This is a genomic window from Streptomyces sp. NPDC031049 (assembly GCF_055571015.1).
In genome coordinates this window covers 70,123-82,085 of the sequence record NZ_JBVIGC010000014.1, presented here as the reverse complement: position 1 = coordinate 82,085, position 11,963 = coordinate 70,123, and the positions used below count along the sequence as shown (strand labels likewise).

The 11,963-nt window shown below is 69.5% G+C and carries 11 protein-coding genes and 1 pseudogene; 6 read left to right on the top strand and 6 right to left on the bottom strand.

Annotated elements, in window-relative coordinates:
- Window positions 1-23 precede the first annotated feature (23 nt).
- Window positions 24-530, bottom strand: coding sequence for an ATP-binding protein (locus ACZ45Q_RS23475; protein WP_468264606.1), 507 nt, complete (start codon window positions 528-530; stop codon window positions 24-26).
- Between the two features lie 309 nt (window positions 531-839).
- Here ACZ45Q_RS23475 and ACZ45Q_RS23470 point away from each other — a divergent pair, with 309 nt between their 5' ends.
- The 3 genes from ACZ45Q_RS23470 to ACZ45Q_RS23460 all read left to right on the top strand — a co-directional run bounded on the left by ACZ45Q_RS23470 (window position 840) and on the right by ACZ45Q_RS23460 (window position 3,778).
- Window positions 840-2,231: a helix-turn-helix domain-containing protein gene (locus tag ACZ45Q_RS23470; protein WP_468264604.1), complete on the top strand. Its 1,392-nt coding sequence runs from the start codon at window positions 840-842 to the stop codon at window positions 2,229-2,231.
- 33 nt (window positions 2,232-2,264) lie between these two features.
- Window positions 2,265-3,170, top strand: a complete 906-nt coding sequence (locus ACZ45Q_RS23465; RefSeq protein WP_468264602.1) for a phosphotransferase — start codon at window positions 2,265-2,267, stop codon at window positions 3,168-3,170.
- Window positions 3,171-3,655: 485 nt separating this feature from the next.
- Window positions 3,656-3,778, top strand: a complete 123-nt coding sequence (locus tag ACZ45Q_RS23460) for a hypothetical protein (RefSeq protein WP_468264600.1) — start codon at window positions 3,656-3,658, stop codon at window positions 3,776-3,778.
- A gap of 142 nt (window positions 3,779-3,920) precedes the next feature.
- Here ACZ45Q_RS23460 and ACZ45Q_RS23455 read toward each other — a convergent pair whose 3' ends face one another.
- Entirely contained in the window at window positions 3,921-4,049 is a 129-nt protein-coding gene (locus ACZ45Q_RS23455) for a hypothetical protein (RefSeq protein WP_468264598.1), read from the bottom strand.
- A gap of 504 nt (window positions 4,050-4,553) precedes the next feature.
- Here ACZ45Q_RS23455 and ACZ45Q_RS23450 point away from each other — a divergent pair.
- The 3 genes and pseudogenes from ACZ45Q_RS23450 to ACZ45Q_RS23440 all read left to right on the top strand — a co-directional run bounded on the left by ACZ45Q_RS23450 (window position 4,554) and on the right by ACZ45Q_RS23440 (window position 7,340).
- On the top strand, window positions 4,554-6,356 hold the full coding sequence (locus ACZ45Q_RS23450; protein ID WP_468264596.1) for a hypothetical protein: 1,803 nt from the start codon (window positions 4,554-4,556) through the stop codon (window positions 6,354-6,356).
- Between the two features lie 128 nt (window positions 6,357-6,484).
- Window positions 6,485-6,655, top strand: a pseudogene (locus ACZ45Q_RS23445) (helix-turn-helix domain-containing protein); the annotation flags it as partial.
- Window positions 6,656-6,794: 139 nt separating this feature from the next.
- Entirely contained in the window at window positions 6,795-7,340 is a 546-nt protein-coding gene (locus ACZ45Q_RS23440) for a hypothetical protein (protein ID WP_468264594.1), read from the top strand.
- A 195-nt stretch (window positions 7,341-7,535) separates the two neighbouring features.
- On the opposite strand, the gene ACZ45Q_RS23435 is transcribed toward ACZ45Q_RS23440, so the two are convergent.
- From ACZ45Q_RS23435 to ACZ45Q_RS23420, 4 genes are all read right to left on the bottom strand, one after another.
- A complete protein-coding gene (locus ACZ45Q_RS23435) occupies window positions 7,536-8,123 on the bottom strand; it encodes a hypothetical protein (RefSeq protein WP_468264592.1) in 588 nt (195 codons plus the stop codon).
- Window positions 8,116-8,601, bottom strand: coding sequence for a hypothetical protein (locus ACZ45Q_RS23430; RefSeq protein WP_468264590.1), 486 nt, complete (start codon window positions 8,599-8,601; stop codon window positions 8,116-8,118). Before ACZ45Q_RS23430 ends, ACZ45Q_RS23435 begins: the two co-directional genes overlap by 8 nt.
- Window positions 8,585-10,450: a type IV secretory system conjugative DNA transfer family protein gene (locus ACZ45Q_RS23425; protein WP_468264588.1), complete on the bottom strand. Its 1,866-nt coding sequence runs from the start codon at window positions 10,448-10,450 to the stop codon at window positions 8,585-8,587. The genes ACZ45Q_RS23430 and ACZ45Q_RS23425 overlap by 17 nt, the downstream gene beginning before the upstream one ends.
- 154 nt (window positions 10,451-10,604) lie before the next feature.
- On the bottom strand, window positions 10,605-11,963 hold the full coding sequence (locus ACZ45Q_RS23420) for an ATP/GTP-binding protein (protein WP_468264586.1): 1,359 nt from the start codon (window positions 11,961-11,963) through the stop codon (window positions 10,605-10,607).

Below are 11,963 nucleotides of genomic sequence, written 5' to 3'. Positions count from 1 at the left end.
GGTCAGGTCACACACTCGCCTGGTCAGGCCAACTGAGGCAGCCGACCAGCGGGCTCAGGGCATCCGAAGAACGCCCAGACGCCTTTGCCTGAGATGTCTCCTCGGCTCGCCCTTGGGGCTGCCGTCCAGCCGTCCGCCATAGCGCTGACCAGGGTCAGTCCTCGGCCGGTCGTCGCGTTCACCGAGGGCCGGATGTTCACGAGCGGCACCTTGGCGGAGTTGTCCGTCACCAGCACCCCCAGGGCGGTCCCCGGCCTGAAGGCGAGTGCGACCCCAACGTGCTCGCTTTCGCCCATTGGCCGCGTCCGGGCGTGCACGACTGCGTTGGTCACCAGCTCACTGGTGGTGAGGACCACCCGGTCGATGAAGCCGTCGGCCTCGAGCAGCCCCCACGCCCTGAGCTGCTCGCGCACGAAGCGCCGGGCGTCGCGTACGGCGCCGGCCTTGCTCTCGAGCTGGACCGCGGCGCGCTCGGTCCCGTCCCTGAGCGCCAGCACCGCCAGAAACTGCCGGTTCGTCAAGGACGTCATCGCTCACACTCCCGGTTCTGGTGGCGGGCGCCGCCATCCAGAACAACTGAGTGGACTGCGGCGCTCGTGGGCTCAACGGCCGGGCGTGAGGAGCCTCGGCTGTCGAGCAGCTTGTCGGGCGGTTCGAGACCGGCATGATTCGCCGCCGAGCCGACGACGGACAACCGTCATCGATTGCTGATCAGTGACTTGGGCATAGCCAAGTCACTGATCTGACCACTGATCCGTCAACAAGTCACTGTTCTTCGCGTGGAGTCGACGGTTCCCTCACTACTCTGTCTGTGGAGCGCATCAGGTGAAGGAGGTCTCATGGACCGTGCTTCGCACCGCCCGTCCTGCGCGAAGCGGCTACGGCGAGAGGGCGCAAGTCGCGGGGAGTCCGTACACGAGATCGCCGAGACGATTCACGCCCACTGCTCCGTGTCCCCGCTGCGGGCTCAGCGCCTGGCCCGCGGCCTAACCCTCAAGGAAGCCGCCGACGGGCTGAACGCGCTCGGAAAGGGACGTGCTGCCGCTCCCCGGGCGGACGGAGATCAGTTGGGGCACTGGGAGACCGGCCGTCAACCGCGCCCGGCCACGATCGGATTGCTGTGCGAGTTCTACGCGTGCACGCCCCAGGACCTGGGGTTCGCAAGCACCTCAGCTGCAGTCCCGCGTCCATCCAACGATCTCGTTTTGGCAGGGCAGCCATCCTCCATATCCGCAGCGGCGCGGACGTCGATTGCCGCTGCGTCCCTTGAGCAGCAAGTCGACGCAGCCCGACGCTCGGTGGACCGCACTCTCGCGACGGGCACAGTCACCGCAACCCAGCTGGACCTTCTCGACGAGCAGGTGCTCTGGGCTCGCGAACAGTACGTCTACACACCGCCAGCGCCGATGCTCCAGGTGCTCCTCGGCCACCTGACAGAGGTCGAGGACCTGGCCGCGCACCGGCAGCCGGCCACCGTGCAAGTCCGGCTTTCCGAGCTGACCGCCATGCTCGCCACCCTGATCGCCGACGCGCTCATGAAACTCGGCCACCTGGCCAGGTCCCAGTCCTGGTACGCGACAGCGCGCAACGCGGCAGACGACAGCGGAAACGCCGAGCTGCGGGCGCGGGTGCGGGCACAGGCCGCGATGCTCCCGTACTACTACGGGCCGCTGGAGGCCGCCGTCAGTCTTTCAAGAGAGGCGCGCATTCTCTGCCGCGGCCGTCCCGGGGCCACCGCCGCCTTCGCCTCGGCCGCCGAGGCCCGCGCCCTTGCGAAGCTGGGCGACTCAGAAGGCGCGGAGGCCGCACTGCGCTCCGCAAGGGTCGCGTTTGAACAGAGCAGGGTCGGAGGCACCGCCGACAACGATGCCTTCGGCTTCCCCGAGCGACGCTTCCGGCTGTACGAAAGCGGAACCCTCACCGCCCTCGGCCGTACGAGCCAAGCGCGGCGTGTACAAGAGGAAGCGCTCCACCTCTATCCGGCGAAGACCGGCATCGACCCGGCGCTCCTCAACTTCGAGGCCGCCATCTGCCTCGCGCGAGATCGCAGCCCGACCGAGGCGTGTCAGCTGGCCGCGGCCACCTTCCTGCGAATCGTCCCCGATCACCGCACATCCATCGTGGAAAAGCGGGCCCGCGCAGTCATTGAAGCCCTTCCACCGGCGATACAGAGCGGCCGGGGAGCCCGCGAGCTCCGCGAGATCCTGGCACTTCCTCCCGGACCGATGTGACAGCACCACGGGTAGTCGGCCAGCCTGGACCCCATGACAGAAGCGGCGCCGGCTCCCGGCGGTTACGACGAGTCCGAGATGCAGCAAGTCCTCAAGCGCGGATGCCTGGCCGTCGGCCTCGACAGCTCCAACGCACGCCTCCTTCGAGGACACACCAACGCGGTCATACTTCTTGAGAAAGAGCAGGTCGTTGTCAAGATTGCTCGCAAAGGATCCAGCATCGATGACGTGGCGCGCACGGCCGCGTTCGTTCGCTGGCTCATGGACTCCGGCTTCCCGACGGTGCCTCTTCACCCTGTCGACCAACCGGTCGTCATCGACGGGCACGCCATCACCTTCTGGACCTATCTACCACAGCCGGATAACCCGGTCACCGCGGCACAGCTAGCCCAGCCACTGCACGCGCTTCACGCGCTGTCCACGCCACCCGTAGCCCTGCCTGACCACGACAACCTCGCAGCGATCCGCCAGTCCCTCGCAGCGATCACGTGCCTCTCAAGAAAAGCACTGCTGTTCCTGACCGAACTCACGGAACATCTGGAATCGGAACTGCGCTCCGTGGAGTTCGCCATGCCGGTAGGGATTATCCAGGGAGACCCCCAACACCGAAATGCCCTCCACGCCGGCAACGGGAGAGCCGTCCTCTGTGACTGGGACACCGTGGCCGTCGGACAGCCCGAGTGGGATCTCGTCACCGTTGAAGTCCACTGCCGACGCTTCGGCCACGGCCAACAGCACTACGCTGCCTTCGCCGACGCATATGGGTGGGACGTCACCCGGTGGCCGGGCTTTCGCCCCTTGGCAGCGATCCGCGAACTCCGGATGATCACAACGAACGCCCGCAAGGTCCACCATGCGCCCGGGAGTCTGGCGGAGGTCGAGCGGCGGGTAGAAGGCCTGCGCCGTCAGGACACCCAGCTTCAGTGGAACATCCTCTGAGCTCCCATGCCAACAGACCGCTTGCCACCGAAAGCCGCTGCGACTGCCCAGAAGCGCATCTCTGCGCTCGATTGCAGCGGGCACAGCTGCCTGACTGACTTCGGCCGCCCCGACCAATCCGCCGAGACGTTCGCCGACGTCCGCAGCGTCCTCGGCCCGGACGAGATCCGAACCCGCGCCCAGTTCATCTCCCGGGCCGCCGCCCAGATGCAAGCTGGCGAGGCCGGTTCCATCACCGGACAGGAAGTCCTCACGCTCGTCGAGGGAGCGCGCTCCGCATGCTTGGACGACAACCTCACCGCGATGCTCTCTGAAGCCCGCCGCTGCTCCTCGGCTGCACCCGCCCAGGAACTATTGGAGGGGAGGATCCGCCCTGTTCCAAGTGATCAACCAGAGGTATCTGAGATCATCGATGATCTTGACCAACGAACGTCGGGATCGCCGACTGGGCTGGCGCCTTCGGCGACGCCACGGTCGCCGCCGCGATGCTCGACCGGCTCCTGCACCGGGGCGCGGTCGCCGGCATCGACGGCCGCTCCTACCGGCTGCGCGCCCACCAGAACCAGCCCGAAGCCACCCGAGCCGGGGTGCACGCACGTGTCTCCTGACAACGTCCCCGACACCACCGGGGTCGCGTCCGAGATGGCCGCCGCTGCCCGGTCTGCCAGACCGTCCTCACTGTCACCACCGCCACCAGCCGCCAGATCCTTTGCTCACCCACCTGCAAAGAGAGCCCGTGGGTCAGTACATCTAGACCACGTCGAGCTGGGCTAGGGCCAGGCCGCGGGCGTGGTCGCAGGCGCCGAGCAGGTGGATCTTCCGCCCCTTGGCCTTGGCCGCTTCGCGCAGGCTCTTGCCGTCGACCGCCACTGCGCGCATCCGGCCGTCGGTGCTGACGCGCCTGTCGGCCGGCCAGTTCAGCGCGTCACCATCGATGCGGCCCAGCAGCCGCCGTACTGTCGTTTCCGCAGGAGGCACCGCTTCGGGAACAGCGCATCGGGCCGCCGCGACTGCACCGGCCCGACCTGGGGCGGCCAAACCAGCGCCCACGTCACCCGCACCAACGGGAACAGCAGCCGGAAGGACACGGCCTCTGACCCGCCGCTCGGCCGTGGCTCACCGCCTCGAAAGGCGGGTCAATGAGACAGACGCCAGTCTTGCGGGGGCGCATCAGGGAGGAGGTCAGCACCGCGAGCCGCCAAGAGGACCCGACGAACCGGCCGGGAACGACGCATCCGCGGAGGCGAGCCATCGCCGACCCGGCGCGTGCACCCGCCGGCATCCACGGACGAATAGCCGGAGCCCTCGGCCTGGTACTCCCGAACCGGTGTGGCACCGGCACCCTGCCCTCTATCGTGGTTACAGAAGGTGAAGGGGGCGGGCGTGATGCGCGATACCAGGCTGGTGCAGACGGCCGTCATCGGTGATGAGCACTCCGATGTCCCGGTCGTCCTGCCTCCCGAGGCGATCGAGCTCGATGCCTTCCGCCACGCCCACGAGAGCGACACCTTCTGGTGCGGTGTGCTGCTGGGCGGCTGCGGCGCCCAGCTTGCGACCAAGCTCTACATCGATCGTCAGTGTCACTTTCAACATTTCCCGCAGCCGAACGGCATGCCGAACACCTGCCGCCGGCCGGCCGTGGGCGAATCCAGCGCGGACCACCTGTACGTGAAGTCGGCGATGTCCCGGTCGCTGCTGGATCACGGTCGCGCCGCACGCTTCCGCTTCCCGCAGCCGATCGGTTCCCTGGTCGATGTGGACCTGGAGGACGGCACCTCCTTGCGCATCCACATGGACGGCTCCGTCCGGCCCGACTGGGACGACACCGATCGGACCGTGGTCCTTGGGCCCGGCGCAGTGCCGGACCCGGACCGGCTGGCGGGCTGCCCGTACGTCTACCGGGTGCGGTGCGACAGCGACGGCGCCACCCGCCGGGTCTGGATCGGGACCCAGAGCCTTGCCCACCCCACCGACTGGGTCCCGCTCAGCGAGTGCACCTGGAGCGACGAGGGTCTGCTCACGCCCACCGCGGCCCGTCTCTTGCGCACCCGTACCGCTGGCTCGGGACGGGCCGCTGCCGTGTCCGGGCCTGCCGCACACACCGGGGTACTGCCGGAGAGCGTGGTGACTTTTGTCCGCGGCCTGGAGGCCGCGCAGCGGACCGGAACGGTGGAGCACGTGCGCCAGCTGTGCGCCGGCAGCGACTCCTTGCTGCAACGCCTCACCCCGCCGGTACGCAGCGAGGCGGAGAGGGCCCTGGCGGAGGCGCGCGCGTGGCTGGCCACGCACGAGGAGTACCAGCGCCGCCTGTTCGCCGAGCTCGAGGCGGCTGTCCGTGAGCGGCGCGCCTGGGACGCACGCTCGCGCCTGCAGCAGGCCGCCGCGTTGACCCGGCGCGGCGCCAGCGCCTCGGAGCAGCGTGTGCTCGCGACCGCCCGCGCCTACCTGCGCGGGCAGGACTACGTCGACGAACCCCGCGCCACAGCGGCGTACCGGCGGGAGGTGTACCACACGCCAGCGGCGCCGGCCCCGAGGAAGCCGCGTCCGGCCGCGCAGCAGAAGTCGAAGGCGCAGCGGCGCCAGGAGGCGGCCGCTGAGGCACGCCACCTGCTCAAGCGCCTGCGCCGGGAAGAGCGCCTCCTGCCCCCCGCCGAGCTGAAGAGGCTGGTCGGCAAGCTCCGGCGCGCGGCGCAGTCCGCGAGCGACGCCCTTGAGCCCAAGGACCGTCTGGCGGTCGCGAAGTGGGAGCGCAAGGCGGAGCGGCAGCAGCGGGCGCTGAGCACCCGGGGTTCGTCGCGTACGGATAGGGCAAGATCGGCCAGGGACCGGGACCGCCCCGCGCGCACGCAGCTCGACCCGCTGGCGGACGCGGTCCGGGCGATCCTGCAGAAGGCCGCGTCGACGGGGGCCACCGTCACCTGGGGCCAGATCCGCCAGCAGCTACCGCCAGGTCTGCCGGCCCTGAAGCGCAGCGAGCAGACGGCGCTGCTGATACGCATCGACCGCAGCCGCGACAGCACCGCCCCTCTGCTATCCGCGCTGGTCACCGGCGCCGACCACGACATGCACCCGGCCTACCCCCGCATTGCGGCCGCCCTGGGCCGGCCACCGGTGAACGGTCACCTGGCAGCCCTGGCCCAGTGGGCGGTGGAAATCTCCCGGTTCCAGCGCAGCCCGGCGAAGTAGAGACGCTGCGAGCCGCCACCACACGTGCAGTACCAGGCGCGGGCTTGCTGGCTGCGCCGAATCGGGTGGCCGTCGGCATCCCGGCGCGCGATCATGGCAAGGAGCCGCACGCCTGGGAGGAAACGACCATGTCCAGGAATACTCCGGCCCGTCGACTTGAGCCCGGCCCGGACCGCGGCAAGCTCGCCCAGGGCCTGAAGACGAAGTACGAACGGAAGTCGATCAGGGCCCTGGCGAAGAAGACGGACCGCTCCTACAGCGGAGTGCACCGCCTGCTGGAAGAAGCCGGGGCGCCCTTCCACTCCCGGGCGGCGCGCCCCGCCGCACGGAGTCCTGACACCACAGGGCCGGCCGCGCGCCGACGTGCCGCTCTCCAGGCGCGTGCCGGGCGGCACCGGGCTGTGGACGGTTGTTTGCGCGGCGGAGCACACTGGATCCATGACCGCCGCACCGCCGACTCCGCAGCATCTGTACCGCAAGCTGGCCATCCAGTGGATCGCCACCGGGACACTCAGCAGCGGGGCGGCGGCCGTGGCCCTCGGCGGGTCGCCTGCCGTGATCGGCCTGACCGGCGGGGCCTCGTTGGGGACACTGAGCCTGCTCGCCGTGCTGGTCCGACGCCGTGCCGTGGCCCGCCTCGCCACGCGGCTCGAGGCCGCGTTCGGCGCCGGCTACGCCTCGGGCATCGCGGATGCCGTGCTGATGCACGTCGTCGCCTACGAAGCCGCCGCCTTCCCCCTTACCGCCCCCGACGCGGTGTCGGCCGAGGAGCGTGCCGCGCGCCGCAATGCCGCCTACCACGCCGCCGCGGCCGCCAACCTCCCGCACCCGGTCCGCGAAGCAACGGCGACCGCCCTGGAGGTCCTCGACTCCGGTGATGCCCGCCGAGCCCGTCAGGCCATGGACGGGCTCGCGCAGGCCGTACGTGCGACGCACACCCTGGGCACACGACCCGCCGCGCGCAAGCCGCTGTCCCGCGACTGAACCACGTCAGGCGACCCTGGCGGCCGTCACATCGGCGCCCCAACCAGGTGGGCGGTGCCGTCCGCCAGCTGCATCTGTGTGCGAGAGGCCGGTTTGCTGGTCCTCAGCGGGCTGGGTCCACCCCAGGGGGCTTTTCCGCCTTGGGCCGGGGACCACGCTGGGTGCAGCGGTGGGCGCCAGGAACGCCGGAGGGCACTACGCAGCCTCGGGTTTGGTCGGGCCACCGCAGCTCACGCCGGGCGGCCCGGCCTCGATGATCTTCCTGCGGTAGGCGGGATCGGTACCCCAGACGGTGCGGGACTTGGCCTGGTGGTAGCCGTTGGTGCACTCGCCGAGCCACGAGCGCCCGATCCGATCAATGCCGCGTGACCAGGCGTCATGCCACAGGTAGGGGCCCGCCGCCGCGTCCTCCTCATCTCCAAAGGCCGACTCCCAGCCGGTCCACAGCGCGGTCAGTTCGGCCACCACGGCGCCGTGCTCCCACCAGCAGGCATGAGGAAGCTGCTCGGTGGTCAGCTCGTAGGTGTCCGCCATGCGGATCACCCACGCAGTGAACTCGCCCCACAGCTCGGCGCGTTCCCCCTCCTTGACCTTGTGCCACACGACGGGCGCGCCGCGGACGCGAGCGCTGTCACTGCCGCCGTCCTCACCGGTAGCACCCTGCTTCGCCGCGCCCCGTACTGCACCGGCGTCCTCAAGCCGGGCCAGGCGTGCGGCGAAGCCGGTGAGCTCGCCGTTGATGGACTCCAGCGCGTCGAAGAGCGGGCCGAGGGGATCAGGCACGAGACATCGCCTTTCGCGCCAGGCGGCCCCGCGCCGCGCGCACGGTCGCGGCGGCGGACGGAGAGCTCACCAATCGCGGGGGCCGGGTCGGAGCCTGGCCCTGGACGGTGTCTTCGAGCCGGGCCAGGCGTGCGGCGAAGCCGGTGAGCCCGCCGTTGATGGACTCCACCGCCTCGAAGAGCGGGCGCAGTGGGTCGTTGTCCCGGCGGGCAGGGGGCGCGGACGCGACGGAGACAGTCTCTTCGAGGTGCCTCAGGCGGTTGAACACCTGACGTTGCTCGTTGTTGAAGGCATCCAGGGCATCGAGGACAGCATCGACGAGAGAGCCGAACGGATCGTCGCCCTCACGGGAGTGACGCGGTTGTTCGGAGTCCGGGGCCGAGCAGGCCTCCAGGCGAGCGACGCGGCGTGTGAGGCTGGACAGCCTGCCGCGCATGGACTGCAGAACGATCAGGGACCACTCAGTTGCTGGAAACATGGCTGTTCACCTTCTTCAGGGCCTCCTTGGTGGCTTCGCTGATCTCCTTGGCGCGCGGGCCTTCGTGGATCCGTTCGAACTTGACCCGCGTGACGGGCGTTCGGCGGTGCACGACCAGGCCTTCGCGCTCCTTGATCTGCCGGATGTCACCGGGCTCGAGCACGGCCCGGCGCCGGGTGGAGATGCTGATGGAGGCGCGGTCTCCGTCGTCGCTGATCGATTCGGTGTCCTCTTCGAACTCGCCGGCGAGCTGGGAGTAGGTCTTGAGCTCCTGCTCGTCCGAGACACCACCCAAGATCACCTTGATGGTCGCAGCAGCGAACATCTTCCTGACACCCAGTTCCCCCCATCTCTCGTGCGCCTGGGCGAGGTTCTGCAACACGCCGACCATGAAGATGTTCTGCGAGCCGGAGACCGACATCAGGCTCGGGATCTGCGGCAGCGGAGCCACGTTGGCCAACTCGTCTCCGAGCAGAGCAAACGGTGGGTCGAGGCGGCCGTTGGGCATCCGGGCCGCGATCACCTTGGCGGTGTCGAGGATGGCCCGCGAGAACGCCGCCAGGATGGGTGCCAGCGAGCTGCCCTCGTCCTCCTCGCCGATGAGGAAGAGAGTGCCGCCCTCAGTGAGCCAATTCGTGATGGAGAAGTTCTTCTCGTCGCGGGCGGACTTGCCGAAGATCGCGGCGACCTTCTGGTCGTACAGGGCTAGGATGCTCTGCTCGGCGGTGCGCCAGCTTGCCGACCTCTCCTCGGGGGCCGCGGCGTGCTGAGCGGCCAGGGCCCGGGCGAGGTTCTCCTGGCCGTGGGCGGCCAGGATGTCCACGGGCTGCCGCTCGGTGGGGGCGGTGGCCCAGCGCAGGATGTCCATGCCGCTCAGCCCGTCGAGTGCCGCCGCATGGAGCCAGCACGTCATAAGCATTTGCGCATTCATGACAAAATATCCACCGTTCTTGGTGCCTTCGTCCGACTTCGCGGTGCCGGTGAGGGTCTCGGCGCGCTTGCGGGCGACAGTGAAGTCCTCGCAGCCGTCCGTGATGGCCCACTGCAGTTGCAGCGGCCAGTTGGACAGGCCCGTCGGGTCGAGCACCATGACCGGCCCGTACTTCTCGCGGCTCTTGGCCGTCGCGTACAAGACGTCCGTTTTTGAGGACGTGGCGAGCACACTGCCGGGGAAGTCCAAGATCCACGGCATAATCAGCTGCGAGGTCTTGCCCTCTCGGGGAGGGGCAACGATCAGCACGGTTTCCTCGAACGGGATGTACAGCTTCACGCCGGTCGGGATCGCGGTGCCGCAGAACACGGCGACTTCGCTCACCGGCACGTCCGTCACCCGGGGCGGCGCACTGGAGCGCCACGGCATCGCCTTGGAGGGTGCGACTGCCTTGGCGAGGGAGGGCCGGGGTGTGGCCAGGCTCGGGCGCAGGGCCCCGAGCCTGGACAGGGCCTTGGCCTCGCCCATGGCCTCCTGCAACTGGGCGCTCGTGGCCAGGCCGTCGGTGCCCTCGCCCCGCGTCGTACGCCAGCGCCGCCATCCGGCGCGGGCCCCCCAGCAGGTGCCGGCCGCCGCGGCGAGAAGCGGCGGGTAGAAGGCGAACGGCCCGCCCACGCCGGATCCGGCCGGGTAGGCGTCCTGCGGATGCAGGGGGTTGGTGGCCAGCGCGGGAATGGCGGCCGCGGTCTCGTTCCACGACACCGTTGCGGCCGAGGCGTGCGCGAGCAGGCCGGAGAGGACGGCGGCCACCCACGCCCAGAGGGTGAGAGCAACTGCGGTGATGCACAGGGCGATCCACCAGGCGTCCTTGTAGACGTGCAGGCGGTTGCCCGAGTGCGGGGTGACGACTTTGACCACTACCGAGCACCCCCACCTGCGGATATCGAGGCAGAGGCGGCCGCGTCGCCCCTTCTGCGGAGCGCCGCTGCCGTGCAGGGGCGGGCGGACGGCTCGGCGGACAGGGCCGCGGCGTGCCGGGCCGGTGCGCGGGCGGTGAGGTTCCAGAGAGACATCAGGCGGCGCTCTTTCGCATCGAGATGAGCGGTGCCGCGGGCGCCTGGCTTTCGGAGGCGGCCTCGGTCATCTTGCGGTTGGTATTGGTCAGCTCCGACTCGGTCGCGCTGCGGATGTGCTCCACCAGATGCATCCGGTTGCCCACCTGCCACACGGCTCGTCCCGGAGAGCAGCGGCTGGCACCGTCGACCAGCGCCTCACGCGCCCAGTCGGGCAGTTGCAGGTAGTCCGCAGTGATGTCGGCTTCGGCCTTGTCCATGTGGTAGAGCACCCGTGTGGCGGTCAGTTTCAAGATCGCCGCCGCTTCGGGTGCCTCGTCGACCATCAGGTCGCCGAGGTGGTGCAGGATTGCCCAGAAGGAGAGGCCGAGGCGCCGTCCGTACCGGACGAACTCCTCGAAGAGCCTGGCCACGGGTCGGTGGGACAGGATGTGCCACGCCTCTTCGACGATCAAGGTGCGCTTGACGCTGTCGCCAGGCTTGATCCACGCGTAGCGCAGCCACGGGCCGATCACGCTCATCAGCAGAGGCATGGCCTCGCCTTCACGCGGCAGGCCCGTGAGGTCGAAGACGATAAGCCGCGCGTCCAGGTCGATTCCCGGCGTGGTGGGCCCGTTGAACAGCCCGGCCAAGTCCCGTGTCGGACTGCACAGTTGATCCATCGCGAGGCTGGCCGGCTGGCCCCACTCGACCATGTCCTCGACGCCGACCTGGCGTCGGCCGAGCATGGCCGGCTCAGGGTTGGTCAGGGCGTCGTGGATGTCGGACAGCACCGCGACCCGCTCCTCGGCCGCGGCCCGCACCTGCGCGGCCGCGTGGGCGACCGAGAGGGAAAACTCGCTTTCGCTGCTCAGCGGCCCGCCGATGATCTCCACCATCGAGCAGAGGATCTTGAACTGGTACTGAGAGGGAATCCGTGGATCCAGCGGGTTGAGCCGCACTCCCTCGCCGTCCTCACCGCCGTACACCAGGCGGATCGGGGTGACGCCGAGGGCGCGGGCGATACTGTCCCACTCACCCACCCCGTCCTCCCCCTGCGCGTCCAGAATGCAGAAGGAGCGGTCGCGGAAGCGCAACTGCCGCAGCACGTAGCACTTTTCGAGCGAGGACTTACCGAACCCGGACTTGCCGAGGACGAGTGCGTGACCGCTGGGAAGACGTTCGCGGGCGGAGGGGTCGTAGAGGATGAACGGGTCGTAGATGTAGGCCTTGCCCGAGTAGATCTCCCGACCGATGATCACGCCCCTCGGGTCCGAGGACGGGGCGCCGACCGCGGGGTACAGGCCGGACGCGGTGGCGGTGGTGGTGCGCAGGGCGCGCCGTCTGGTCTGGGACTGGCGGCGTATGAGTTCGAGCAT